General features: G+C 63.4%; 24 protein-coding genes. 9 read left to right on the top strand and 15 right to left on the bottom strand.

Features of this window, described 5'->3' with window-relative positions; genetic code table 11:
• Nucleotides 1–20: 20 nt before the first annotated feature.
• Nucleotides 21–1,901, bottom strand: a complete 1,881-nt coding sequence (locus tag HWX69_RS13780) for a molybdopterin biosynthesis protein (RefSeq protein WP_178917649.1) — start codon at nt 1,899–1,901, stop codon at nt 21–23.
• Nucleotides 1,894–3,117, bottom strand: a complete 1,224-nt coding sequence (locus tag HWX69_RS13775) for a molybdopterin molybdotransferase MoeA (RefSeq protein WP_178917648.1) — start codon at nt 3,115–3,117, stop codon at nt 1,894–1,896. The genes HWX69_RS13780 and HWX69_RS13775 overlap by 8 nt, the downstream gene beginning before the upstream one ends.
• Before the next feature lie 152 nt (nt 3,118–3,269).
• On the opposite strand from HWX69_RS13775, the gene HWX69_RS13770 reads away from it, so the two are divergent.
• The 5 genes from HWX69_RS13770 to HWX69_RS13750 all read left to right on the top strand — a co-directional run bounded on the left by HWX69_RS13770 (nt 3,270) and on the right by HWX69_RS13750 (nt 9,031).
• A complete protein-coding gene (locus tag HWX69_RS13770; RefSeq protein WP_156708098.1) occupies nt 3,270–3,617 on the top strand; it encodes an Hsp20/alpha crystallin family protein in 348 nt (115 codons plus the stop codon).
• A gap of 92 nt (nt 3,618–3,709) precedes the next feature.
• Entirely contained in the window at nt 3,710–5,371 is a 1,662-nt protein-coding gene (locus tag HWX69_RS13765) for an AarF/UbiB family protein (protein WP_178917647.1), read from the top strand.
• Between the two features lie 93 nt (nt 5,372–5,464).
• The gene (locus HWX69_RS13760) at nt 5,465–7,204 is read left to right on the top strand and encodes an Ig-like domain-containing protein (protein WP_178917646.1); all 1,740 of its coding nucleotides are present in this window, start codon (nt 5,465–5,467) and stop codon (nt 7,202–7,204) included.
• 45 nt (nt 7,205–7,249) lie between these two features.
• Nucleotides 7,250–8,314: an aminotransferase class I/II-fold pyridoxal phosphate-dependent enzyme gene (locus tag HWX69_RS13755; protein ID WP_178917645.1), complete on the top strand. Its 1,065-nt coding sequence runs from the start codon at nt 7,250–7,252 to the stop codon at nt 8,312–8,314.
• Between the two features lie 42 nt (nt 8,315–8,356).
• Nucleotides 8,357–9,031, top strand: a complete 675-nt coding sequence (locus HWX69_RS13750) for an HAD-IA family hydrolase (protein ID WP_178917644.1) — start codon at nt 8,357–8,359, stop codon at nt 9,029–9,031.
• Between the two features lie 2 nt (nt 9,032–9,033).
• On the opposite strand, the gene HWX69_RS13745 is transcribed toward HWX69_RS13750, so the two are convergent.
• The 3 genes from HWX69_RS13745 to HWX69_RS13735 form a co-directional block, all read right to left on the bottom strand.
• Entirely contained in the window at nt 9,034–9,984 is a 951-nt protein-coding gene (locus HWX69_RS13745; RefSeq protein ID WP_178917643.1) for a M48 family metallopeptidase, read from the bottom strand.
• Between the two features lie 23 nt (nt 9,985–10,007).
• Nucleotides 10,008–11,627, bottom strand: a complete 1,620-nt coding sequence (locus tag HWX69_RS13740; RefSeq protein WP_178917642.1) for a GTPBP1 family GTP-binding protein — start codon at nt 11,625–11,627, stop codon at nt 10,008–10,010.
• Nucleotides 11,628–11,758: 131 nt separating this feature from the next.
• On the bottom strand, nt 11,759–12,439 hold the full coding sequence (locus HWX69_RS13735; RefSeq protein WP_178917641.1) for a phosphoglycolate phosphatase: 681 nt from the start codon (nt 12,437–12,439) through the stop codon (nt 11,759–11,761).
• Between the two features lie 54 nt (nt 12,440–12,493).
• On the opposite strand from HWX69_RS13735, the gene HWX69_RS13730 reads away from it, so the two are divergent.
• Nucleotides 12,494–13,357, top strand: a complete 864-nt coding sequence (locus HWX69_RS13730; RefSeq protein WP_178917640.1) for an MBL fold metallo-hydrolase — start codon at nt 12,494–12,496, stop codon at nt 13,355–13,357.
• 13 nt (nt 13,358–13,370) lie between these two features.
• On the opposite strand, the gene HWX69_RS13725 is transcribed toward HWX69_RS13730, so the two are convergent.
• On the bottom strand, nt 13,371–13,784 hold the full coding sequence (locus HWX69_RS13725) for an Lrp/AsnC family transcriptional regulator (protein WP_156708091.1): 414 nt from the start codon (nt 13,782–13,784) through the stop codon (nt 13,371–13,373).
• A 102-nt stretch (nt 13,785–13,886) separates the two neighbouring features.
• Here HWX69_RS13725 and carA point away from each other — a divergent pair, with 102 nt between their 5' ends.
• Complete coding sequence (carA, locus tag HWX69_RS13720) at nt 13,887–14,951, top strand: glutamine-hydrolyzing carbamoyl-phosphate synthase small subunit (RefSeq protein ID WP_178917639.1); 1,065 nt, start codon at nt 13,887–13,889, stop codon at nt 14,949–14,951.
• A 53-nt stretch (nt 14,952–15,004) separates the two neighbouring features.
• Here carA and HWX69_RS13715 read toward each other — a convergent pair whose 3' ends face one another.
• From HWX69_RS13715 to HWX69_RS13705, 3 genes are all read right to left on the bottom strand, one after another.
• Nucleotides 15,005–15,379, bottom strand: coding sequence for a hypothetical protein (locus HWX69_RS13715; RefSeq protein WP_178917638.1), 375 nt, complete (start codon nt 15,377–15,379; stop codon nt 15,005–15,007).
• 97 nt (nt 15,380–15,476) lie between these two features.
• Entirely contained in the window at nt 15,477–16,028 is a 552-nt protein-coding gene (locus HWX69_RS13710; RefSeq protein ID WP_178917637.1) for a hypothetical protein, read from the bottom strand.
• Nucleotides 16,025–16,864 (bottom strand): DUF5794 domain-containing protein, encoded by an 840-nt coding sequence (locus tag HWX69_RS13705; RefSeq protein WP_178917636.1) that lies wholly within the window; start codon nt 16,862–16,864, stop codon nt 16,025–16,027. The genes HWX69_RS13710 and HWX69_RS13705 overlap by 4 nt, the downstream gene beginning before the upstream one ends.
• 350 nt (nt 16,865–17,214) lie before the next feature.
• On the opposite strand from HWX69_RS13705, the gene HWX69_RS13700 reads away from it, so the two are divergent.
• On the top strand, nt 17,215–20,088 hold the full coding sequence (locus HWX69_RS13700; RefSeq protein ID WP_178917635.1) for an AAA family ATPase: 2,874 nt from the start codon (nt 17,215–17,217) through the stop codon (nt 20,086–20,088).
• 20 nt (nt 20,089–20,108) lie between these two features.
• Here the strand turns inward: HWX69_RS13700 and HWX69_RS13695 are convergent, their stop codons facing one another.
• The 6 genes from HWX69_RS13695 to HWX69_RS13670 all read right to left on the bottom strand — a co-directional run bounded on the left by HWX69_RS13695 (nt 20,109) and on the right by HWX69_RS13670 (nt 25,472).
• Entirely contained in the window at nt 20,109–20,366 is a 258-nt protein-coding gene (locus HWX69_RS13695) for a hypothetical protein (RefSeq protein WP_178917634.1), read from the bottom strand.
• Between the two features lie 110 nt (nt 20,367–20,476).
• A complete protein-coding gene (locus HWX69_RS13690) occupies nt 20,477–21,208 on the bottom strand; it encodes a hypothetical protein (protein WP_178917633.1) in 732 nt (243 codons plus the stop codon).
• 179 nt (nt 21,209–21,387) lie between these two features.
• The gene (gene hmgB, locus HWX69_RS13685; RefSeq protein ID WP_178917632.1) at nt 21,388–22,725 is read right to left on the bottom strand and encodes a hydroxymethylglutaryl-CoA synthase; all 1,338 of its coding nucleotides are present in this window, start codon (nt 22,723–22,725) and stop codon (nt 21,388–21,390) included.
• 113 nt (nt 22,726–22,838) lie between these two features.
• Complete coding sequence (locus HWX69_RS13680) at nt 22,839–24,440, bottom strand: hypothetical protein (RefSeq protein ID WP_178917631.1); 1,602 nt, start codon at nt 24,438–24,440, stop codon at nt 22,839–22,841.
• Nucleotides 24,441–24,491: 51 nt separating this feature from the next.
• On the bottom strand, nt 24,492–25,070 hold the full coding sequence (locus HWX69_RS13675) for a DUF2150 family protein (RefSeq protein ID WP_178917630.1): 579 nt from the start codon (nt 25,068–25,070) through the stop codon (nt 24,492–24,494).
• Nucleotides 25,071–25,160: 90 nt separating this feature from the next.
• Nucleotides 25,161–25,472, bottom strand: a complete 312-nt coding sequence (locus HWX69_RS13670; RefSeq protein ID WP_178917629.1) for an MTH1187 family thiamine-binding protein — start codon at nt 25,470–25,472, stop codon at nt 25,161–25,163.
• Between the two features lie 51 nt (nt 25,473–25,523).
• Between HWX69_RS13670 and HWX69_RS13665 the strand changes: the two genes are divergently transcribed.
• A complete protein-coding gene (locus tag HWX69_RS13665) occupies nt 25,524–26,417 on the top strand; it encodes an alpha/beta fold hydrolase (RefSeq protein ID WP_178917628.1) in 894 nt (297 codons plus the stop codon).
• Nucleotides 26,418–26,571: the final 154 nt, after the last annotated feature.

Below are 26,571 nucleotides of genomic sequence, written 5' to 3'. Positions count from 1 at the left end.
CAACCCGTGCTGACAAAAACCTACTGCGAGTCGTAGCCGGGCAGCGACTCGATGACCGAGGCGCCGTCATCGATGACTGTCGCCAACCGCGTGACCCCCGGCTTTTCGAGGCGGTCGTCGCTTCCGTACACCCGTACCGTCTCGGTTCCGCAGGGGACGAACCCCATCCCGAGTGCGTCGGCGGTCGCGGCCAACCCGAGGCCGGCGTCGGCCTTTCCGGCGAGGACTTTGCGTGCGGGCGATTCGTGGGCACGAACGGCGAACTCGAAGCCGTCGATGGCCTCCACGAGGTCGTGGCGGTCGACGCCGCGTTCGTCGGCGAGGTCGGCAACAGCGTCGCCGAGGGTGGTCCGAAGCCCTGAGTCGGTCGTCCGGTTGACGAACCGGAGTTCCCGGTCGACGAGGTCGGCGAGGCCATCGATGTCGTCGGGATTGTCGGCCGGGACGACCAGCCCCCACTCGCGGGTCCAGCCGCCGAGTTCGGTCGCGTCGGCGGGTTCGGCGTCGCCCGACACGACGGCAACGTCGGTGACGCCGTCGCGGAGTCGTCTGATTCCCTGTCGGCTGCCGACGCCGAGATATCGCGGTCGCTCGACTCGGTCCAGCAGCCGCGACAGCGCGGGGTCGTCCTCGCCGGCGCCGAACAGGCTGGGCGGGCGAACGTCGGCGGAGAACAACTGCACCTCGACTTCCTCGCCCGAATCGAGGTACTCCACGTCGGGGTCGACGGCGACCACGCCGTCCGCCTCGACGAGACTCGTCGTCGCGCCGCTACCCTTGTCGACCGGGTAGACGAGCGTGGTTCCGTCGCCGTCCTCGACCACTCCGGCGGGCATGTATCGCAGTCGCCCCTCGCTGTATCGCTCCCGGACGGCCATCTCGCCGGTGACGGTGGCGGTTCGCGGTTCAGGCAGTCCGGCAGCGCTCCGAACGGCGGGCGCGACGAACGTCCGGAAGATGGTCAACGCCGAAACCGGATAGCCGGGAAGGCCGATGTAGGCTGACCCATCCAGCCGCCCGACGAGCATCGGTTTGCCGGGTTTGACCGCGACGCCATGGAGGAGGAGTTCGCCCGTCTCCTCGACGACGCGGTAGATGACATCGACGGCCGACGCCGAGGTCGACCCCGAGGAGAGCACGAGGTCACACTCGCTTGCGGCCTCCCGGAGGACCGACTCCATCGCCTCGTAGTCGTCGCCGGCGTGAGGGTACAGCCGCGCCTCGCCGCCGGCTTCCTCGATTGCTGTCGCCGTCGTGTAGCTGTTCACGTCGTAGATTTCGCCCGAATCGCTGTCCAGTGGTTCGCCGGGACGGACGAGTTCGTCGCCGGTCGAGATGATGCCGACCGTCGGCTTTCCACGAACGGGCACTTCGTCGACCCCGAGGGCGGACAGCAAGCCGATTTCCCGCGGCGTCAACACGGTTCCGGGGCCGAGGGCCCGCTCGCCGGCGGCCACGTCGGCGCCCGCGAACATCACGCGGTCGCCCGGCGCCAGCGAGGTGCGGACGAGGACGGTTTCACCATCAGTGTCGGTGCGCTCGACCATCACCACCGCGTCGGCGCCCGGTGGGAGGACGGCACCGGTCGAGATTTCGGCACACTCACCGTCTTCGACCTCCACGTCGGGTTCGGCGCCGGCGTGGACCTCGCCGACCAGCTCCAACTCGACGGGGTCGGCCTCGTCGGCGCCGAAGGTGTCGGCGGCTTTCAGCGCGTAGCCGTCGACGCTCGCGCGGTCGAATCCCGGCACGTCGAGGGCGGCGTCGATGCGCTCGGACAGCACGCGGCCGCGGGCCTCTCGGAGCGGGACGGTCTCGTCGTCCGCTCGGAGGTCCAGCGAGGCGATTGCCTCGTGGGCCTCGGCGGGGTCGGCCAAATCGCGGAACTCCTTTCTACGCATTGTACTCCCAGTCTTGGACGGTCACGGTTTCGCCCTTCGGAATCCCTTCGCGGCTCTCCTCGACGACGACCCACCCGTCGGCGAGAGCGACACTGGAGAGGATGCCCGACCCGCTGGCCCGTGTCGGCGTCGCTTCGACGGCGTCGTCGCCCCCGTCACGCGGCACGCGGTCGAGCTTCACCCGAACGAACGTCCGAACGCCGGGTTCGCTCCGTATCTTCCGCGTCAGTTCAGCCTCACGTGTCGGAAGCGGATTTCTCGGCATCCGACCGAGGTGTTTGATGAGCGGTCGGAGGAACTGGACGGCGTTGACGATGGCGGCGACGGGATAGCCGGGCAGCATCACGACCGTCGTGTCCTCCACGCGGCCGAGAGCGACCGGATGGCCCGGTTTCAGCGCGACCCCGTGGACGAACACCTCGCCGAGTTCCTCGACGACTTCCGGGATGAGGTCCCGTTCGCCGACGGAGGAGCCGCCGGTCGTAACCACCACGTCTCGCGTGAGGTCGCGTTCGACGGCGACGCGGAGCGCCTCGTGGTCGTCGGTGACGATGTTCCGCCGTGTCACGTCGGCGCCCCAGCGCTCGGCGAGTCGCGAGACGGTAAATCGGTTCGTCTCGATAACCTCGCCCGGGTCGGGGTCGGCCTGGACGAGTTCCTCGCCGGTCGGGACGACGGCGACTTCCGGTCGGGAAACCACCTCGACGGTGTCGACGCCGATAGCCTTCAACAGTCCGAGGTCCGAGGGACGGAGCTGGTGGCCGGATTCGTAGAGCCGCTGGCCGGTCTCGACGTCCTCGCCGACAGGGGCGACGTTTTCGCCCTCGGCGACGGCGTCGAACACTTCGAGTTCGCCGGCTATCTCCTCGGTTTGCTCGACCATCACGACCGAATCGGCGCCCTCGGGGAGTTCGCTGCCGGTGTGAACGCGGACGGCGGCGTTCGGCCCAGCCGACTCCGCGGGTCGGAGTATCGCCGGCGAGCGGTCGGAGGCGCCGAAGGTGTCCTCGGCGCGCACTGCCCACCCGTCCATCGCGGCGCGTGCGTAGTGGGGAACGTTTCGGGCGGCGTCGATGGGTTCGGCGAGGGTCCGGCCGTCTGCCACCGAAAGGGGGACGCGCTCGGTTCTGTCTAGGGGGTCCACGTCGAGTAAGCGCTCGCGGGCGTCAGCCACGCGGATGCGCTGTTTGAACCCTGTTTCGCGTACGTCGCTCATACCGAACTCTGAGGCCGGCAAGGTGAAAAAGGGTCGCGCCCCTCACAGCGGCGAGACCAACACGCTACCGTCACGGACGACGAACAGTGGGCGTCGATAGCCGAATCACCGCCACCGAGGGCTTTAACGCTCCGGCGGGCGTACCCCGGCGTATGCAACTGCGTGAGGCTCTCGGCGAGCTCCCGGAGACGGTGTTCGCCGACTTACTGGAGAGCGACGATGCCTATCTACTCGTCGTCGACCTCCCCGGTGCGACGGCCGACACCCTCGACGTGACACTCGACGACGGCCGACTCCGCATCGAGGCGCGACGCGAGAAGTCGCTGCCGACCTCCTTTCGCTACGTGACCGAGGAGCGCTCGCTGTTTCTCGACGCCGAACTGCCGTTGCCGCCCGACGTTTCGGGCGCTGACGCATCCGGTGAGATGGAGCGTGGCGTCCTCACGCTTCGGCTCCCCAAATCCACCGAAGAGAGCGGCCAGCGGATTCCCATCTCCTGACGCGTGTACTCCACTCTTATCACTACGGCATCCCCCGTACGTCTGCAGCCCTTCCGGTCGTCGAGCGGCCGGTTCGGTGAGGTGTCCTCCCGGTGAACTTTCGTGTCTATCGGCGGTTCGTCGTCGTCGCCTACCAGTTCTTGCCGCTGCTCTTGGCGTACGCGCGGGACCGAAAGCGATTCTTCCTGTTCGGCTCCGGTCGCCGAGTCACGGCCGAAACCCGACGGAAACGTGCCCAGGCGCTGTTGAACTCCCTCCTCACCCTCGGCCCGACGTTCATCAAACTCGGGCAGCTGCTGTCGACGCGGCCGGACATCCTCCCCCCGGAGTACGTCGATGAGTTCGAGAGCCTACAGGACGACGTCCCGCCGGCCGACTGGCGGGAAGCAAAGCAAATCTTCGAGGAAGACATCGGCCCCATCGAGACGACGTTCGACGAGTTCGACACCGAGGCGATAAGCGGTGCGAGCCTCGGACAGGTGTACATCGCCTCCCTCGACGACCAGCAGGTGGCGGTGAAGATTCGCCGGCCCGGCATAGAGGACCTCGTCGAAGCCGACCTCCGGGTCATCCGGTGGTCGCTGCCGATACTGATGCAGTTCGTCGACGACACGCGGTCGTTCTCCTTGGAGACGCTCGCCGACGAGTTCGAACGGACCATCCGCGAGGAGATGAACTACGAGCGGGAGCGTCGAATGCTCGAAGAAATCGGCGGGAACCTCGCCGACAATCCCAATGTTCGGGTTCCCGTCGCGCTACCGGAGTTGTCGAGCAAGCGCGTACTCACGATGGAGTACGTCGGCGGGACGAAAATCTCCCAAATCGACAACCTCGACAGCCTCGGACTCGACCGAACCACGCTCGCGGAGACGCTCCAGCGCGTCTACCTCCAGATGATCGTCCAGGACGGCGTCTTCCACGCCGACCCACACCCCGGAAATCTCGCGGTTCAAGACGACGGCACCATCGTCTTCTATGACTTCGGGATGTCCGGACGGGTCGACCCGTTCATCCAGGAGAAAATCATCGACTTCTACATGGCTATCGCCCGACAGGACATCGACGACATTCTCGACACCCTCGTCGAGATGGGGACGCTCAGTCCGCAGGCCGACCGCGAGGTGATGGCGAACGTTATGGAACTGGCTATCGCCGACGCCCGGGGGGAGGACATCGAACAGTACCGCGTCCAGCAAATCATCCAGCAGGTCGAGGACACCATCTACGAGTTCCCGCTCCGGTTGCCGCCGAATCTCGCGTTGGTGTTGCGGGTGGCGACGGTCGTCGAGGGCGTCTGTGTCACCCTCGACGAGGACTTCGACTTCATCGAGGTGGCGACCGACTACCTCCGCGAACAGGGGTTCATCGAGGAGAGCGCCCGCGGGTTCATCGAGGACCGGGTGACCGAAGCCCGCGATTTCGGCGAGTCGATGGTTCGCGTCCCGCCGAAACTGGAGAACACGCTCGACCGCGTCGAGCGCGGCGACGTGACCGTCCAACTGGAGATTTCCGACGACGAACGTGCGCTCGACACGCTCGCAAAGCGGTTGATTCTGGGCGGGCTGCTGTCGGCGACCGTGATGGCGTCGGCGGTGCTGTACGCCTTCTCGACGCTGGAGGCGTCGCTCGTCGCGGCAGCCGTCTCGATTCCCGTCGCGGCGCTCCTGTGGCGGTCGTTCCGAAGCCGAAAGGGTATCCGAGCAACCCCACAGTTCACTCGGCAGAGCCTCCGGGAGCAGCGCGACGAAAAGTAGAGTCCCGTCGCTGTCGGAGTTGTATATAAATGGTGGGTTATAACCGGAAATCGAAACAAGAAACTTCGGAGTCACCTGCCAACCGTGTACCCTATGAGGGGAGATGGGTCGTTTGTCGACGACCAACGTGGTGTCTCTGCGGTTCTGGGGTTCGTCCTGATGTTCGCCCTCGTCATGACGACGTTTGCAATCTATCAATCCGACGTGGTCCCCCACCAGAACGCCGAGGTCGAATCGAGTTACAGCCAGTCGCTGGACGGCGAGGTTTCGGAACTGCGGTCGACGACGATGGACGTGGCGGCCAGCGGCGCCTCCGCCTCCGAAACGGTTCAGGGTGCTCCCGACTACCCCGATAGGGCGTTGGGAATCAACGCACCGCCGCCGAAGAGTCGGCTATCGACGACTGCCGAACACGAGGTGTCAATAGCGGGGTTGGAATCTGCGCATAAACAGTACTGGGACGGCACCGAACGGACCTTCGAGACGCGACTGCTAGCGCTCGAACCCTCCTACAACTACATCCGGACCGAGGAAACGTACTACTTGGCGAACGGCGTCGGAGTCCACGAGTCCGGAAACGGGTCGTACGCCACTTCGGTCGGCGGTGAGGTCGTCAACGGCGACCAAATCGACATCGTGCTGCTCGACGGCGACGTGGACCAACAGGCCAGCGTCCACGACGTGTCGCTGGAACCGGTCAGCACGAACTCGGAATACAATTCCGTGACACCCGAAGACGATGCGAGCATCGATCTCCCGACGATTCGAAGCGAGTCCGCGTGGGACGAGATTGCCGCCGAGAACCCGAACGTCAACGACACTGAAGTGACGTGTGGCGACGGGAGCGACCCGCCGTGTGATGCCAGGGTGAACACCGTCGAAATCGAACTCAACGACAGCGTCGAGAGTTACGACTTCCGAGTGACGAAAGTGAGTCTCGAAGAGCCGTCTTCGCCCGACGGCACGTACGTTACGATGCGACCAGCAGGTGGTGTGACTGACAACAGCGGACAGACGTTCACCGTGACGGTCCGCGACGAGTACGGCAATCCGGTATCCGGCGCCTCGGTGGATCTCGATAGGACCGGCCCGGGAACGCTCACGGCCGCGGCCGTCACAACCGACGACGACGGAGAGGCAACGTTCGGTATCCGAAACGCCCAAATCGGCGTCACAGAGGTCACTGCCGAAATCGATGACGGCTCCCCGGATTACGAAACCACCAGCCGTATCGTCGGTGGTGCCGGTGCTGGCGGGGCGCCGACGTTCGCTGCCTACACTTCTGGGCAGTACCGTCCCGGCATGGGTGATATCGAGTCGCTGAGGTTGTCGGAGGGGCAGTTGGTCCCCAACAGCGAAGAGAAGTGTCTGCTCTTGGGCGACGGTGGCGGCCTCCTCGGTGGACTCCTCGGTGCCATCAACTGCGTCGACGACGACTTCCTGACTCTCCAAGGGAATCTACGGATAGAGAGTGACAGCTATCGATACCACCTCACGTACCAGTTTATCGACAGCAACCGGAACGAAAATATCGACAGCGGTGACGACGCCGCGCTCATTGAGATGACCGACGGTGACGGCAACAGACTGTTCCGAGGCGAACTGACGAACGGTGCCGCGAACCGAATCCTCTCTGGAAGCGGAGCAGACATACTAGCGTCCAGCAACTACGAGGAGGAGGGGTGGGAGGTCTGTGACGGTGGCGTCTTTGGTCTCGGTGAAGACTGCTACGCTTACGGCCACACCGACTTCGATGATTTCGACCTCGACGACAGCGACGTGTTCGTCGAGGACGCACACGGCCGGGTCACGGTGACGATGGATGACGACTGAGGGACGTGACCGAGCGTTTTTGGCTACTCTACTCGACTACCGGGTATGCAAATCCCACCGTTCGCCCTCGAACGCTGGTTCGAGGAGGTCGAATACGACGCCGACATCATGCTCGCCGAAAGCGGCATCAGACCGCTGGATGCGAGTCGCTTCGACACCGACCCCGGCAGTCTCGGCTACGTCGTCCCGACGGCCGGTGACCCCGAGTTTCGCGCCGCCGTCGGCGAGCATCACGGCCGGAGCGCCGAGGAGACGCTGTTCACCTGCGGGACACAGGAGGCGAACTTGCTGGCGTTTCTCGCGTTGGTCGAAAACCACGCGGTCGTCGTCACGCCGACCTACGGGTCGCTGACGGCGCTGCCCGGTACGTTGGCCGATGTAACCGAAGTCCCCCTCGAGGAATCCGACTGGACTCTCGACGCCGATGCCGTCGCCGAGGCGATTCGGCCGGATACCGACTGCGTAGTCGTCAACAACCCGAACAACCCGACGGGACGATACCACGACGAGGCGACGATGCGGGCCATCTACGAGGCGTGTGCGGACAACGGGACGTACCTGCTGTGTGACGAGGTGTACCGACTGCTCGCCGAGGAGCCACTTCCCCCCGTCGCGAGTTTCGGCCGATACGGCGTCTCGACGGCAGGTGTCTCGAAGTCCTTCGGGCTCGAAGGGTTGCGGTTCGGGTGGTTGTGTGCCGCTCCCGAGGTCGTCGCCGCCGCCGCGAACTGGAAGGATTACACGACCATCGCGCCGCCGGTCTTCGGCCAACACGTCGCCGAACAGGCCTTCGAACGCCGCGAGGAGTTGCTCGAAGAGAACCGCGACCTCGCGGCCGACCACCGCGCCGTCGTGGCCGCGTTCCTCGAAGAGCGTGGCCTCGCGTGGTCGGAATCCGACTGCGGCGTCAACGCCTTTGTCGAGGTACCCGAGGGATTCGCCGGCGGGGAGTCGTTCTGTCGGGCTCTGGTCGAGGAGGAGTCGGTCGTCCTCGCGCCGGGTGAGGCCTTCGGCTACCCCGACCGGTTCCGCATCGGCTACGGGCTCCCGACAGCGGAACTCGAAGAGGGCTTGGGTCGGCTTGCGGCGTTTCTCGATCGCCACCGCTGAGTTCGCGAGCGATTTTTGTCGCTCGACTTCGAACACTGATTCGTGCAACCGGAGGTCGAAGCCGTCCTCTTCGATGTCGACGACACGCTGTGTCGGTACCGTCGGTCGGGCGCGGAACTGCTGGATGCGTCCTTCGAGCGGACGGGCGTAGAACGGTTCATCACCGTCGAGGAGTATCACGACCGCTACCCGGAGTTCGTCGATTCGAGCGATTCGATGGTCGACCTCCGTGAACGGTGTTTCGCGACTATCGCCGACGAGAAGGGGTACGACCCGGCAATCGGCCGGGAAATCGCGCGCGTGTACGCCGACGAGCGCGACCACGGCAACGTCGAACCGCTGCCGGGCGTCGACCACGCGCTGTCGGCGCTGTCGGAGTGGCCCCTCGGCGTCGTCACGAACGGCGCGCCGTCGATGCAACGGCGAAAACTCGAGGCGCTCGGGCTGGCGGAGTCCTTCGACGTAATCGTCCATGCGGGCTACGACGCCCCGGCGAAGCCCAGTCCCGAACCGTTTGAGGCGGCGCTGTCGACGCTCGACGTGCGACCCGAGCGGACGGTTCACGTCGGCAACTCGCTGGGGTCGGACGTTGCGGGCGCCCGTGCGGCCGGGGTGGGTTCGGTGTGGGTGCCGGATACCGACGAATCGGCCGAACCACAGCCGGATTACACCGTCTCGTCGCTGTCGGACCTCCCGTCGCTTCTCGGCGTCGAGTGAACCTACCGGGGCGGCCGTCGCCCGTCGTCGGCGTTCGCAGTCGCCATTCGAACGAGTCGGTCGATGCGCTCTTCCATCCGCGGATGTGTCGCCAGGAGTCGCGTCAACAGTCCGCCCTCGTCTCCGTGGATGTACAGCGGCGACAGCGTCCCCCACCCCGGCGTGGCGGCGCGCTCGATTTTCACGAGTGCCCGTGCGAGCGCGATCGGGTTTCCGGTCGCTTCGACGGCGCGGTCGTCGGCGGCGTACTCCCGGCGACGGGAATGGGCACGCAGCGCCAGCGTCAGCACGAACAGCAACAGCACCACGAACTGCGCGACGCGAAACTGGACGATTGCGAGGTGTTCCGAGAACGGTCTGGGCGTTTCGCCGCGCAGCCACGAGAGCGCCCGGAGGACGCCACCGACGAGGAGGCCGACCGGCAGTAACGCGAGATACAGGACGCCTCCGACGGTTCGGACTTGCGTGTAACCGAGCGTCTGAATCAGCCCGTCGCGGCTCTCCAGGTGGGCGAGTTCGTGGGCGAGGACGGCCTCCAGTTCCTCGGCAGTCAGTATCCTGAACAGGCCGTAATCGATGACGAGCGAACCGCCACGAGCGGTACCGAGCGCGAAGGCGTTCGGGGCGTCCATCCGGGCGGTGTACATCGTCACGTCGCCGACGCCGATGTCTCGCCGGAGAGCGTCGACACGGGCGTAGAGCCACGGCGCCTCGGCCTCGGTGAGTTCTCTGGTATCGAGTTCCGACAGCAGCGCCTCGGTGCCGAGTCGGTAGCTCAGATAGCCGACGACGAGCGTGGCGACGACGAAGTATGCGACGGCGCGTACGGGGTCGGGACGGAGCTCCCACACCACCGTGAGCAACTGATAGCCGGCGAGTGCGGCCAGCAGATAGCCGGCGAGAAGCGTCACGCCGACGAGTGCCATCAGGAACCGAAGACGGAGCCGTCCCATGCCGGATAAAACGGGTGGCCGCGTTAGGAGTCTTCCGTCCGGTTGCCGTCGACCGATACGTCGGTGACCGTCCCGACGCCCTTCGAACTGCCTTCCCGGAAGACGAACCGCTGGCCCTCCTCGACCATGTAGGGCCGGAACTTGAATCGGATGTGTGCGCGGCCGGTGTCGCCGGGGAGCAACTGCCCGCCTTCGGGGTGAATCGAGACGGTCTCGGAGACCGTTTCGAGGTGGACGACGGGTTCGTAGCCGTCGTCGATGCGAGTCGGATGATTGAGGACCATCACCTCGGCTTCGAACTCCCGGACGGGGTCGGGGTCGGCGTCTCGGGGAAGCAGCACCATCCCGCGTTCGAGGTCGGCCTCACTGATTCCCTTCAGGGCGATGCCGACGATTCGGCCCGCGGAAGCCTCGTCGACGCGGTGGTAGTGCATCTCGATGGAGCGGACCTCGACCGCCCGGAAGGCGCCGTCCGCGAGCGGCCCGACGAGTAACTCGTCGCCGGCCTCGACGCTGCCCGAACGGACAGTCCCGGAGGCGACGGCACCGACGCCGGTGACGTTGTAGGTGCGGTCGATGTACATCGAGAAGTCGCCCTCGGTGGCGCTCGTCTTCGGGAGATGCTCGAACAGTTCGTCGAGGACTGGTAGGCCCTCCATCGTCACCGCGGACGTCGAGAGGACGGGAACGACCTGTTCGTTAATCTCCTCGATTGCGGCCTCGACGCCGTGGCGGTCGACCGACAGCGGCGTCTTGTCGGCGTTCCGGAGCAGGCGCTCGACCTCGCGTTCGACCTCGCTGACGCGCTCCTCGGAGACCATATCCGCCTTCGTGATGGCGACGATGGTCGGGAGTTCGGTCGCAAGCAGGATGCCGAGGTGTTCTCGAGTCGTCTTCGTCGGGCCGTCGTCGGCGGCGACGACGAGCAGGCCGTAGTCGAGTTTCTGGCCGACGAGGCCGCGAATCGTCGTCCGGAGCCACGGTTCGTGGCCGACGGTGTCGACGAAGGAGACGAGGCGGTCGGCCTCCTCGACGACGCGGGCGCGGTCGGACTTCCGGTGAGGGTTGTCCATCCGGACCGGTCCCTCGTCGTCGAAGCCGTAGACGCCGTAGGAGAGGTCGGCCGACAGCCCCCGGTCGACCTCGTGGGGCTGGACGTCGAGGAAGCCGCGGGTCCCGCCCTGTCCGTCGTCGTGGTCGCCCGTGACGAGCGAGCCGACGAGCGTCGACTTGCCGTGGTCGACGTGGCCGGCGGTGCCGACAACGATGTGGTCGTCGTCGACATCGAGGACGGCGCCCTCCTGTAGGGTGGCGACGCCGACGATACCCTCGCCGATGCCCCACGTCTGTACGTCGTCGATGTGGGCGCCCGCCTCCTCGGCGAGCAGCGACAGTACGTCCATCGACTCGGAGAAGGCCTCCGGCGAGATGCCGGCGATGCCCCCGTCGTCGGTGACGCCGACGACGTAGGTGGCCTCGCCGTCACCCGACAGCACGCGGTGGCGCAGCTGCGCAGCGAGTGATTCCAATCGCCCGTCTGCGAGGTGAACCGAGCGAGTGAGCCGTTCTTTGAACTCGACGCTGCCGCCCTCTCGTTCGCCCCGTTCGAGGGCGCGCTGGAGTGCGGCCCGGTCGGCGCTCATGTGAGCGACGGTAACAACCACACAGCCAAAAGCTTTCCCCGGAAAATAGGCAGAAACGACCGTTTGATGCGACTTTCTGTGGTGTTTTGGGACCGTACGTCTCAGGAGCGGTACGAACGAGTGTCGGGGGGTCACCACTCGGTTCGAATCGACTCCAGGGCCTCCAGGAATCCGTCCGCAAAGGCGCCCTCAGTGACCACGTCGGCGGCCGAAAGAGCGTGGTCGTCGGCGTTTGCGACGGCGTAGGCCGTCCCGGCGACGCCGAACACCTCGGCGTCGTTTTCGGAATCCCCGACGGCGACGAACTCCTCCGGGGCACAGTCGAGCAACCGCGCAGCGGTCTTCAGCCCTTCACCCTTGTCGACCTCGGGCGATTTGACGTGGTAGGCGTAGCCCGTATCGACCACGTCCATCTCGTGGTCGGCGGCGATGCGCTCCAGTGGCTCCAGCGGTCGCTCCCGAGAGACCGCGAGTTCGGTCTCCCGCCAGCGGTTCACCATGTCGACGGCTCCCCATCCGAGGTCGTAGCCCGCTTCGAGGTAGTCGGCCGCGACGGCCTCGGCACCTTCGGGGTCGCCGTTGTACACCACCTCGCCTGCCTCCTCGATGTACACTGCGCCGCCGTTCTCGGCGATGACGTTCAGCGGAACGCCGAGGAACTCACAGAGGCCGACCGGATAGGGAAAGGACTTCCCGGTGGCGATGACGACGGGGGCGTCCCACGCCCGGATGGCGTCGAAGACGCGGGGGTCGATGGACTTGTCCGGCCGGGTGAGCGTTCCGTCGATGTCGGCGGCCAGCGGCGGCACCATATCGGGGTTCGGGACGCCGCAGGTATCAAGCCACCCCCTTCCGTACGGCGGTACGTGACGGTCACACACGCACTCGACGACATCTACACCGTCGACCCACATCTGATGGGGACGCCCGGTGCGCTCACCCTGTATCTCATCGACGCGCCGAACCCGACAATCGTCGATACCGGTTCGGCGAACTCCATCGACCGGATTCACGACGCCCTGCACGAAGTCGACATCGCGCCGGAAGCGGTCGAACACGTCCTCGTCACGCACGTCCACCTCGACCACGCGGGCGGAGCGGGTCATCTCGCCGACGACCTGCCGAACGCGACCTTCCACGTCCACGAGAAAGGGTTACCCTACGTCACCGACCCCGAGCAGTTGGACCGGCTGAAACGCAGCGTCGACCGGGCGATGGGCACCGAGAACGCCTACGGGGAGCCGAAATTGCTCCCCGAGGAGCGCTGTCGCTCTATCGCTGGCGGCGAGTCGGTCGACCTCGGCGACCGCGAACTCGAACTCGTCGACGCGCCCGGCCACGCGCCGCATCACTTCGCCGCCTACGACTCCGCAACAGGGGGGTTGTTCTCCATCGACTCGGCGGGAATGCATCTCGCCGGCGAGATGCGTCCGACGACGCCACCGCCGGGGTTCGACCTGGAAGCCAACCTCGAAACCGTTGCTCGACTCCGCGAGTTCGAGCCCGAGAAGAACTTCTACGGCCACGTCGGACCGGGAGGGGACGACGCCGTCGGCGAACTGGACCGCTACGAGGCGATGCTCCCGGAGTGGGTCGACCTCCTCGCAGAACGCCGCCGCGAGCACGACGACGACATCGGCGCTATCGTCGAATCCCTTGACGACCGCTGGCTGAGTCCAACCATCCAGCGGGACGTAGCCGGCGTGCTGCACTACCTCGACAATCGGTAGCTCGACCGAGACGCTATCCCAACTTCTCGTCGAGGATGAGCCGCGTCTTCGTGGAGACGACTTCGTCGAGTTCCCGCGCTCGGGTGATGAGGTCGTTCAACGTCCCCGTGTCGGCGGTGTCGACGACGACGACGATGTCCTCCTCGCCGGAGACCTGCCAGACGAAGTCGACCTCGGTCCAGTCGGCGATGGACTCGGAGATGCCGCCGGTGTCGACGTCGACGGCGACGCCGACCTCTATCATCGCCTTGACGTTGCCGGTCCGGGTGGCGATGGTGAACCGTTCGATGACGCCGTCTTCGAGCAGTCGCTCGACGCGGTTTCGGACGGTCCCCTCGCTGGTCCCGACGCGGTCGGCGATCTCCGTGTAGGGGGTTCGGGAGTCCCGCCGGAGGATGGCGAGTATTTGACGGTCGAGGTCGTCCATTGAGATGTGACGATTCAGACTGCCCCCACTTACCGATTACGAATTTCGTAACGAATCTTCGAACACAAGCGTTATTTGGGGGTGCTTCATACGCATCTCGTAATGACGGATGCCTACGTGGCGCTGGAAAGCGGGCGTGTCGTGGAGGCACGCGCTCGCGCTCCCGGCCGCAGTCGTGGTGAACTGGTGTTTACGACAGCCTACACCGGCTACGAGGAGTCGCTCACCGACCCGAGTTACGAAGAACAGGTGCTGACGTTCTCGTACCCACTCATCGGCAACTACGGCGTCCGAGAGGAGCGCTTCGAGTCCGACCGCGTCCACCCCCGCGCCGTCGTCGCTCGCGAGCTCACCGAGGACGTCGCCGAGTGGCTCGAAAGCGAGGGCGTCCCCGCCGTCGACCACCTCGACACCCGCGACCTCGTGACGGGCATCCGGGAAGGCGGGGCGATGAAGTGCGGCATCGCCGCCGGCCCCGAGGCGACTCCCGAGGCCGCCAAGGAAGAACTCGCCGACTGCAAGGGCATGAGCGAGCACACCGACATCGGCGCACAGGTGTCCACCGACGAGCGACTCACACACAACGCCGATGGGGACGGCCCCACCGTCGCGCTCATCGACTGCGGCGCGAAGGGTTCTATCACCGAATCACTCGTCGAACGGAACGCGACGGTCGAAATTCTGCCGTACGACGCGACAGCCGCCGACGTGGCGTCGGTCGACCCCGACGTGTTGTTCATCTCCAACGGTCCCGGCGACCCCAAGAACTTCGAGGCCGCCGCCGCCCTCGTCGACGAGTATGTCGGCGAGTTGCCGCTTGCGGGCATCTGTCTCGGCCAGCAGGTCATCGCCGAAGCCCTCGGCGGCGAAACCGAGAAGATGGAGTTCGGCCACCGCGGCGTCAACCAGCCGGTTCAGGACCTCCGCTCGAAGAAAGTCGTCATGACGACACAGAACCACGGCTACACCGTCTCCGAACCCGGCCAGCTCGAAGTCACGCAAATCAACGTCAACGACGACACCCCCGAAGGCCTCGAGAGCGACGAACTGGATATCATCACGCGTCAGTATCACCCCGAAGCGAACCCCGGTCCCAACGACACGCTCGACTTCTTCGACGACGTGCTCGCGCTGACCGAGGACGCGCCGACGCCGAACGCGGACTAAACGGGTCTCGACTCTGGCTGCCCGGTTCTACGTGCGGAACGTAGCGTCATTCACTACCGTTTCCACACCGCATCGATTCCGAGCTTTTCGGCAAGGAGTTTGAGCATCAGTAGCAAGAACACCAGAACCAGTGCCGTTCCGAGGTATCCGAATATCGGATGTACGAGCTCGGAGACGATATCCGGAGAGATAAACAACAGAACCAATCCAGCAAGGGCGAACCCGGCGGTGTAGGTCGTTGTCCAGTACTTCGCGGAGAGATAGATACCCGAGAGCGTAAGCGCGGTCAGAGCCAGCATGACGACCCCGGCTACCGTTTCACCCCATGCGGTCCTGGCATAGACGACGCCTAGCAGGACGACGATGGACGGTATCGCGATCTCTCGAACGGCTCGGACGATTCCGTTCGTGATCTTCGGCGACCCCATCCCTTTGTGTGTACCGCGGTTCCCTTCGGGTAAATTTACTCGGTTCGCTGCAACCGTCTCCCCGTCACCGCCATCGGAGCCAGGTTCAGTCGCGATATCAGGCAGGCCACAGTTCTTCGACGGTCGCAAACGAAGGGGCGTGCGTCTCGAGGAACTCCTCGAACGCCTGATTCAGGTCACAGAGCGTCCCCGAAAGCTCCCGTGAAACCTCGTATCCGAGGTGGTCGTGAGCGATGAAGTACGCGAACACCGCCCCCGTCCCGTACGGGAGGAGTCGGAGTGGAACCCTCGGACGTGTCTCCCCGCCTCGGTTGTGTATCGAGGCGTTCTCGACGTCCGTTCGATACCGCAGCGGCCCGACTGCGTCTTCGAGGACGAGCCAGTGTTTCGCTTTCGAGGAGGAGTTCAACCGCCCTCCCGTAAACCGTATCACGCCCTCGATTCGCTCTATCTCCTCCCACGAGACGGTTGCTGTCCCGTCGGGTGCAGTTAGCGTTTCGGGGGCGTTCCTTCGACGCAGCGGTGGGTCGGTCTCCTCGTCGGCGAACGAAACCGTTACTCGATGGCTCTGTCGACTCGGAACGTACAGCACATCGCCGTCCGAAGAGTGCAGGACGGCACCGTATCGGCCTTCCGCGACGACGTTCATCTACGGTCCTCCTGGGAGTTGCTCCTCTGTCGGCGATTGTCCTCGACCTGTACACCTCGTTCCTCGTCTCCAGTCGACCTTCGGTGGGCCAGTACGACACTACAGGCGATTGCAACGGTGGCAGGCGATCCTCCCACGAGACCAGCGATATTGGCGCCGACAAGACAGAGAGCTATCGCACAGCCGACGCGAAACCGTTCGATATCGAGTCGGCGAAGCAGATACGGGCGGACGGTGACGACGAACGCGACGACCCCGACACCGACGCTCGAAGCGAGTCCCGACAGCCACATCGTTCGCCCGTTCACGATAAAATCGACCGTGACACTGCCGGTCAGCAGAGTACTCAACGCGTCCAGTGTCGCCACGAGACAGAGCCCGAAACCAAGTGTAACGGGCGATGGAAGCCACCACGGGTCGTCACCGAATCCGATGGACACGCCGATAGCACCCACGACGAGTGCAGTCAGTGTGACGAACAGTTCGACCCGAAGCAGCGTCCGAACGGTCGGGCTCAGTGCCGCCGTGAACACGGCCCCGGGAATCAGTACGACACCGACCGCCGCGACGATACACAGCCCACGAGAGCGGGGCCCCTCGAAATCGGCGAGGACGATGGCGACGCTCGCACCGCCACTGAATACGAGCACACCGAGCTCGATCGCCGATATCACGGAGGTGAGCCCTCCAGCGAGGACGATCGAGGGGTAGATACCCGACACGATCGGCAACAGCATGACGACGGCCAGCGACCTCGCACCGGACGTGGCGAACAGCGAACGGACCCGTGCGACTACCGCGTGAACTCCGGCGTCGCCCCACGTTTCGCTGTCCATCACCGTTCGCCCTCCATCACGGGGCAGACTATCCGCTGTCGACTCCGATCGAGTCGGAACTGTTCCGGGCGGCGTACAGTAACGGTTCTAGCTGCTATCGCAACGATAGAAACGGAGTGAATTCTAAGCCGTGCGCTTGCCTGCGTGGTAGGCCGAACCATAGGATGCCGCGGTGGTGGCCGTCACAGGTGGTCTGTCGGAATCAGACGCGTTGTGTACCTCGAAATAGTAGCTGGATGATATAAAAATCACACGAACGGTTTGAGCCTCGCTTTGGCCGTCGCCGCTGCGCGATACCGGTATTGGCCGATTGGCCAAGGATTACGTATCGGCTTTCAGAGATACACTGTATGGACCTCGGCGTACTCGGACTCGGTGGTGGGGGAAGCGAGATACTCGATTCGCTTCTCCGTCGGGAGTTCTCGAACGGGACGACTGTTCTTTCTGAGGTTATCGCAATCGACTCGGCTAAATCCGGCCTTGCAGAGTTCGAGTACATCCCCGAATCACAGCGGGTGATAGTGGGGGACTCGAAAGTACGTGGGCACGGTACCGGAGGCGATATAGAAATCGCCGGGGATATCGTTCGAGATGACGAGCGTGAGATCGCCTCGGCGGTCAGCGCTACGATGCTCAACGATGTCGATGCGTACCTCGTCGTGACCTGTGCTGGTGGCGGCATGGCTGGCGGTGCCCCCGAACTGATAGATCTGTTTCACGCTCTCGGGACGAAGCCTGTATACGCGGCCGTCGTGCTTCCTCATGCCGATGAAGCCGGTTTCCACCAGCTCAACGCAGCCGTGAACCTCAACAACGTGTGTCGGGCGGCCGATGGGGTTCTGCTCTTCGACAACGAGATGTTCTACGATGAATCGGAGGAGGAACTCCGAGTCGAAGACGCCAACGAGGCGTTCTCGAATCGGATTCTCGGGCTGTTCTCGTCGGTAGACGCCGACTCCACGACCGGTGTCGGCACCGTCTTTCCCGACGAACTCAATGCAATGTTGGGGACAGAGGGGATTGCGACAGTTGGACACGCATCCGATTCCGTCGACGTGGGGTCACAGGGTGCCGTTTCACGATTCCTCGGTGGGGAACCGGATGTCGATACCGACGAGGCGACCGAGAAACTCGTTTCACTCACCAAATCCGCCGTCTCCGATACCGACGTGCGGGTGGCCAACGACCGCATTCCATACGCGGCGCTCCTCGTATCCGGGCCGGAGTCGTATCTAGACCGTGATGCCGTCGCGGCTGCAGAACGAACGCTGACCGATGCTATCCCCTCGGAGATGGCTATCGGGACGAAAATCGCCAGCGGTGCATCGACGCTCGAAGTCATGGTCGTAATCGCCGGCATCTCGGACGCACCGGTACTCGAATCCTTCGAGGAGATTTACGATGAAGCGTACGACGGCCCGAGTACGGATGCCCCCAAACCGCCGTTTTTCGTCTCCAATCGTCCCGAGGACGATACTGGAACCGACAACGATACCGGTGACGACGATGCTACCGAACCGTCCCAGCCAACGAGCGACGGTGCCTCCCCTACCGAGGAACCGGACGCGGAGGCCGACGTTGACGAGACACCGACCCCTCCGGCTCCGGATCCGTCGGACGTTGAGGGAGTCGACCGGCCGCCGAAACGAACGTTCGACGACGTGATCGGACTCTCGGACGTTAAAGAACGCATCCGTGAGGACGTATTGCTCCCGGCCAGGGATGAGCGATTCGACGAGTACGGTATCGGCTCGGTGACCGGTGTGCTGTTCCACGGGCCGCCGGGAACCGGCAAGACGTATCTCGCGAAGGCGACGGCGGGTGAACTCGGATACAACTACATCGAAGTCGACCCGTCCGACGTCAAGAGTCAGTACGTCGGCGGTGGGGCCGAGAACGTAAACGAGCTGTTCGAACGCGCAACGGAGGCCCAACCGACGCTGATGTTCATCGACGAGATCGACTCCATCGCGAGTAGTCGCTCCGAGAGGAGTGGAATGACACAGTCCGAGCGCAGCATGATAAACGAACTGCTTGGTGAGCTTTCCGAACTCAACGAGAGCGATGACGACGTCATCGTCGTCGCTGCGACGAACGCCCTCGACGACGTCGACTCCGCCATCAAACGGTCCGGGCGGTTCGATACGACGATTCGTATCGGGGCACCGAATTTCGAAACACGGTACGGCATCCTTCGGTCGACGTTAGAGAGCGGCCCACCGAACGAACTCGACGCTATCGATTCGGACGTGTTACGCTCGAAGACCGACGGGCTCGTCAGTAGCGACATGGCGGAGATCGGGAAATCGTCGATTCGGAAAGCCCTCTCGGCGGCCGAAACCGGGGAGACCCCTCTGGTCAGTGCGGACCACCTCCTCGAGAGCATCGAAGAGACCGTCGAGAAACGTCAGCAGGACAGCTCTGCGGCGAGTATGATAGAGGCACCACCGGAGACAGATTTCGACGATGTAGCCGGGATGGATGACCTGAAACGCGAACTCCGTCAAACAGTAATCGACCCGGCACGGAACCCGGAGAAATACGAATCGTACGGATTGAACATAACCAACGGTGTGCTGTTGTACGGCCCGCCGGGGACCGGCAAGACGTATCTCAGCGAGGCCGTCGCCGGTGAACTCGGCTTCAACTTCATCAGTATCACTGCATCAGACGTCGTAAGTAAATGGATCGGAGAAGGGACGGAGAACGTCAACGAACTGTTCGAGACGGCGCTCGACAATCAGCCGTCGCTCGTCTTCATCGACGAGATCGACGCCATCGCGAGCCAACGGGGTGGAGACCGGATGCACCAAGACCAGAAACAGATCGTCAACGAGATTCTCACCGGGATGTCGGACGTACAGGGCGAAGACGTCGTCGTCATCGCTGCGACGAACCTCCTGTCGTCACTCGACGACGCACTTACCCGCTCTGGACGATTCGACGAGACGATCGAAGTCCCGCCACCGGATGACGAAGCGCGGATGGAGATGCTCAGGTACCATCTGACCGAGCGACCACTCGCTACCGACGAAATCGACTGGGCGGAACTTCGCGCATTGAGCGCGACGGATGCAAGCGGCCGTCCGTACGTCGCCTCCGACATCGAACTCATCGCCGAAACTGCCGCACGACTGGCTTTGAATCAGGGTTCCGAAATCACTCAAGAACATCTCCGTCGGGCAATCGAAGAGACGGACGCCAGCTTTTCAGCGTACGAGTAGCCGGCCTATCGAGCCGCGAATCAGCAACTGTCGAAACTGTCTCCATCGCACTCGACGTCCCAGTCGTCGTCCCAAACGGCTTCCACCGAGGACCGGGATACGATTTTGGCGTTGATGTAGTGATTGTCTAATCCCCGAGCCAGCTCGTCCTCCCGGTCGTAGCCGTAAGGGGCGGCGATTTCGCCCACGTCTGAGTCCCCACGGAAGACTCCATCGAGAACGACACCGTTGACAGTCCACGTGTCCGCCTCAGTCAGTGTGTATATTTTCATCGCCATCTACTATCACGTTCTCGAACCGTGGATACGGTTCATACCCTGTCGAGGAACTGTGTTGGGACAGACCGGTTGATGGACACTCCGGAGGGTTTCACTTGTTTTTGCTGTGTTCATCGGAGGTCGAAATATCGAATGCAAAAATCAACGATTGGCGGCGTCTCGTCGAGTTCCCGTCTCGCCTTCCAGGCGATTTTGCCGGCGAGAGATCCCGTCTCCGTCTTCGAAGGGTCGGGGAGCTCTTCGTTGGAAACCACGCCGAGCCGGATTGCCTCTTCGTAGAGCCTTTCGATGGCTGCCGCCGTTGGATCGGCGTTCGCTAACGATTTCGCGCGTTCGTGAAGGGACTCTATGTCGAGGAACCGTTCAGTAGCGTCCGTCCAGCGTTCTTTTTCGATTTCGATCCCGTCGGGCCGATCCGTGTTGAACGCGTGTATCCAGTCGCCACCGACTCGGTGATACTCGTGAAATTCGTGGATATCGTCACAGTCGAAGGCGTCACGACGTGTTATCCAGCCGCCGAATCGGTATCGACGCCAGCATTTCGCCCCCGCAATGTACACCGGATTCGAACCCTGGTCGGGTGCAATCGGGATGACCCCGTCGTCTGTCTCCGGTGACTCACCCGGTTGATACCCCTCCCAAGGGTCGTCTTCCTCGGTATCTACTGCAAGACGGTCACAGGCGTCACAGACCGGATTCGAATACCCTATCGGAAGATCGACTCGATCTTCTTTCGCACCACACGTCGAACACCGAATGGGGCCTGTGACATCGCTTTCATTGGCGGCAACGATGATCTCCGCTGGTGGGGCGGCGGCATTGACGAGTCGCTCCGTCGCCAACGTCTCTCGTGTATCCATCTCCGTAGGAACCTCGCTTACCTGTGGTTATAGCTATTGAGAGGTAACTGTAACGTGTCTAAATAAATATATTCGAACGGTTCGAAGGGGTTCCCCAGCCGTAGCACCTCGTTCGTACTCAAACACGTCACCGAGAAATCATCGGCCCCAGTCGTGAGCTTCTACTCCACGTAGTCGTACTTCCGTTCGCCCATACGGCCCCAGCCGTCGAAAACGAACTCGCCGTCCGGGACGGTAAACTCCTGGAAGCTCCGCTCCTCGTCGTGGTTGTGGGCGTCGTGGACCGTCTCGTACTCCTCGAAGGTGAGGTCGTAGCGCGATTCGAGCTGTTCGTCGATGTCGAGCGCCTCGATTTCGTCTTTCCAGCCCGGCTGGACCGTCTCGGCGTGAATCTCGGCCTGGGCGCCCGAGCCGTAGGAGCCGACGAGCATCGTCGCACCCGTCGCGTCCTCGCCGGCGTCGGCGAGTTCCATCAGCCCCGACGCGCGGGCGACGTGGACCGACCCGGTGTACCAGTTGCCGACGTGTCGGGAGATGGTCAGCGTCGGGTCGACGACCCGGTCGTACCACTCCCGATAACGGTCGGTTTCCTGTAGGGCGTCGGTGTACTCCCGGACGGCATCGAGGTACTCGTCGTCGTCATCGAAGGCCTCCTCGCGAGGCTGTGGCCCGATTTCCTCCGCGAGGGCGTCCTCGATTTCGGTGTTGCGAATCATGTGGCGATACCCCAGCACGGCCGCCTTCCGGACCATCCCCGGGAACGGCGTGTGGAACGGCACCAGCCGGATGTCGTAGGGGTGGACCTCGCCGGCGACGCTCTGGTAGTCCACCAGCGCCTCCCGCATCCGCGCGAGATACACCTGCACCGAGCGCTTGCCGTCGACGCTCGGGAACTGCTGTTGGGGCTTCAGGAAGTCCGTCTCGTCGGCCGACCCGTAGCCCTGCTCGGTCGACAGTTCCACGAGCGAGGGGTCCTCGCTGATGAGCATCGCGACGGCGCCGGCGCCCTGTGTCGACTCGCCGGGGTCGTCACGCGCATACAGCGCCGTGTCGGTGGCGATAACGAGCGCCGACCGGCCGCGATTGCGCCCCGCCTGAATCCAGTTGTACGCGTCGTCGATGCTCTGAGTCCCCGCCACGCAGGCGAACTTCCGCTCGCCCTTGTTGGCGTGGTGGAAATCGCCCTCGAAGACCTGCTCCAGACACCCCGCGATGTACGTGGAGACGGGCTTGGAGTGGTCGAAGGCGCTCTCGGTGGCCACGTCGATGCGGCCGATGTCTTCGGGTTCCAACCCCTTCCGCTCCATCAGTTTGTGGGCGGCGTTGGCCCCCATCGTCACGATGTCCTCGTAGGTGTCCGGGAACGAACTGGCGTGCAGTCCCAGCCCCTTCGTGTACTTCTCGGGTTCGTCGCCCATCGCGGGCGCGAACGTCTCCGCGAGGTCGAGTTTCAGTTTACCGGCGTGGATGGCGATGGCGTCGATGCCTACGCTGGTCATGGATGTTCGGTTGGTGGTTTAGTATAAGTGTTTGTCGACGTGTGGTTCGTCGATTGTCGAACTAGTCTGGGGTCGCCTGTTAATTCGAATAATCACAGAACCCAACCCACAGATTAGCCTACTGTAAAGCTATTTGACGCAGTTTCAATTTTGTCGGAGTGCGAGAAGTATGCTGTGTATGTACCTTCGTTTTTATTTGCGTCTGCCTCAATTGATATGCTAACCGTGGTGCTTGGAGGGTCTCCGTTGCTGTTGTACGTGACTACATTCCCGTTTAATGATACGTCTCCATTCCCACCACTGACTACAGTCGGATTTGAGTAGCCAACTCCACCATTAACTGCTTCACTCAAATCAATTTCGACGGTTTCTCCACTGCTAAGTTGGTCGCTTAATTCAAAAGACAGGCTCTGGTCCCGGTTGTTTTGAGCATTGAAATCACTCGCTGAGACCGAATTAAACCCGCTTCCTGCCGGTACCGTTCCACCTCCACTACCGCCACTTCCTCCGCTAGAGTCACTGCCACCGAGATACAGAGACTCCTCGTTCCGGTCGTCAATGAAACTGATACCAATCAAGTCTCCAGCAGCATTATCATCGAAATCAAGTACGACAGTTTCTGTATCACCTGCTCCGATTTTGATTGGATTCGACAGTGTAACGTACTCGCCTCGGAGTTGCAGCGTATCTCCCCCGATTTCGACATCCTGCTGTGCCTTCTCGTTCGATGCATAATAAAGGACGTACCGTGCCTGTTCGAAGGTTCGGTCCTCACTACCCCGGTTTTCGAACCTGAACTCGATATTGCTGCTTCCGCCCCCTCCCTGTCGAGAGATGTCGGTCAGGAAGATGTCCTGCGCTCCGGAGGGGTTGATTTGACCATTATCTCCGGTACCTCCGGACAATCCGCCTTCGTTGCGTGCACCTCCCGGTGGCGCAGTGTTAATTCCCACAGGAGAACAGACGAGGTTGTACTCGCCGGACAAATCGAGTGTCAGAGTGTCACCGCTGACTGTGGCTGATTCACCGCTGTCGAGTTCGTCGGCGAGTAGCTCGTTCCACGTCGCTTGGTCAAGCTCTGTGGGTAACTCGATTACCGGGTCGGTGACGGTCTGGGCTTTGACACGCCCGGGCACCGGTTCGATAGATTCCGCTTGGATACCGGACTCGGAGAACTCTCCCTGTATCGGGACGAGATTGATACTCGCGTCGCTAATGAGACGCTGTGCCGATTGTGGTCTTGCCGTGTTATCGAACTGGCGGTAAGCGACAGTGTTCTCGATTCGGTACGTCGGATAGCCCCTGAATTCGTTGTAGGAGGCTCGGTACTCCAGTGACCGAGTTTCGTCAGGTCCTCGACAAACGTCGCCCGTGATGTCTGTCCCGCCGTCCTCTACCGAAATCTGCTGGGAGGCTGTGGTTTCGACGGTGCCGGTCGCTGGTGGTGGGTTGAGTGCCAGCAGACGAGCGGTGTAGTCCGTCCCGAGAGTGAGTTCGGAGAACGAACTCGTTCCGCCTGTTGCAGACTGCAGTATGTCGTTCCGAATGTCGAGGAACTCTGACTGTACCTGCTGTTCGTGTTGGAATTCGGTTTCGGCGTTCTGCTGAGGGACGGCGAACGCCTGATAGCCCGCAAAAGCCAAAATCAGTATCGTAAAAATCAGCAACGCTCCGATGACGACTGGCTGACCACGTTCGTCATCGGCGAATGTCATAGCGACGGTTCGCACGTCGAGAATAAAAACACCACGCCGAACTCGGCGGCGTTACTCGTCTTCGTCGATGACTTCGGGGTCAGCGAGTGCGGTCCCCAGCGAATCCAGTCCGTTCACCCACTCGGCGACGAGGCCGTACTCGATGTCCTCGGCGATGTCCATGTCCAGAGACTCGCCGTCGAACAGGAGCGTCCCGGCCTGGGCGCAGTAGGCGAGTGCGGTGTCGACGTCCTCTTCGGCTTCGGCGTCGGCGGCCGCGCGGATGTACTCGGTGACGGAGCCCTCCTCCGGTGGGCCGCCGGCGACGTATTCCTCGGCGGCGTAGAAGACACAGACCAGCGAGGTCTGGACGCCGTCGATGAGCATGCGCTTTTCTTCGTCCTCGAAGTCGACTTCCGAGAGGACGATGTCGCGGACGCGGGCCAACTCCTGGAGGGCGGCATCGTCGTCGATTTCGCCGTCCTCGTACTCGGCGACGATTTTCACGACGGCGATGGCGGCGTCGTCCTGGAGGTTCAACAGCAGGCGTGCGGAATCCTCGTCCTCGGGGTCGATGTCCTCGTCCCGGAGTCGGTCGAGCCAGTTGTTCCACCGCTCTTCAGTGTAGTACTCGCCGGGGGGTGTGCTCATGCTCGAAGGTACGGTGGACGGGGGATATGCCTTTTCCTTATCGCGCCGGATACGCGTCGGTTCGCGGGGCGTGGTCGGTGGCGTCGGGATTTAACGCTCCCGTCTGGCTTCGCGACCGAGTTCCCGCTCGACGGCGGCGACCTTCTCGCTTGCGCGCTGGTCGCGGGTTCGTTTGTCGTCGATTTTCAGGAACGTGCTTACACGGTCGGCGTCGACGGCCTTGTGTGCGGCGCCGACCGCCGCGAGCAGCGTGTCGATGTCGTCGGCTTCGATGACGGTTCCCATCGGGTTGGTCTCGTAGGACACGTCGAACTCGTCGAGGGCGGCGACGGCGTTTGCGACTTCGGCGGCCATGCTGTCTTCGACGACCGGTGCGACGCTGAGGAGTGCGACGACGCTCATACAGAAGCGAGGGCACCAAGGGATAAATAGCCGCCCGCCGACGCCGTCTGCATGAGCGACACCGAGTTCGACCGCCTGTCGGTCGACGCCAACGGCCTCACTTTCGAGTGTCTCCGCGCGGGCGACGGCGACCGCCTCGCCGTCTGTCTGCACGGCTTCCCCGACGATGCCGGTTCGATGGCACCGATTCTCGAGGCTTTGGCCGACGCCGGCTTCACCGCCGTCGCGCCGTACATGCGCGGCTACGGCCCGACCGACCCCGCACCGGACGGCGACTACTCGGCGATGGCGCTGGGCGCCGACGCCGTCGCCCTAGCCGAGGCGCTGGGCGAGCGCTTCGACCCCGACGACGCCGTCCTCGTCGGCCACGATTGGGGCGCCGTCGCCGCCTACGCGGCCGACCGCGTCGATTCTGCGGCGTTCTCGAAGATGGTCACGATGGCCGTGCCCCCAGGATTCGAAGGGTTGCTGTTGGACCACCCGAGACAGCTGCTCCGCAGTTGGTACATGTGGTTCTTCCAGGTTCCGGACGCGCCCGAACGCGCCCTCCGATGGCGGGAGTTCGCTCTCGTGGAGTTCCTCTGGGGGCTGTGGAGTCCCGGGTGGGACTACCCCGACGAGCGCATCGAGTCGGTCAAAGCGACGTTCCGAACGGGTGAGACGGTCGAACACGCCGTCGAGTACTATCGGGATACGGTCGGTCCACAGCTGTCGTCGATGGCTCGCGGCAATCTGCCCTCACTCGAGGACACGCCGCCGGTCGAGACGCCGACGCTCGCCATGGCCGGCGAGAACGACGGCTGTATCGGCCCGGCGCTGTTCGACCACGCCGGCGAAATCATCGAAGACTGCCGCGTCGTGCGCGTGCGCGAAGCAGGTCACTTCATGCATCAGGAACGGCCCGACGTGGTGACCGAGGAAATCGTCGATTATCTCGTCGAGTAATCGGTACAGAAACCCGCTGGGGGGATGTTGAACCAAAGGAAGACGGTCGCCTCCCGTCGGTCGGCGCTGCGACTTCCAGGGTTCAAATCCCGACCGCATTCGTGATTCGCGTTTGTCCGAGTACACGCTCGCTAACGCTCGCGGTACTCGGTGT

Origin of the sequence: Natronomonas gomsonensis (assembly GCF_013391635.1) — an archaeon.
GTDB lineage: Archaea > Halobacteriota > Halobacteria > Halobacteriales > Haloarculaceae > Natronomonas > Natronomonas gomsonensis_A.
The sequence above is the reverse complement of the archived record's forward strand: the minus strand, read 5'-3'. Positions and strand labels throughout refer to the sequence as shown.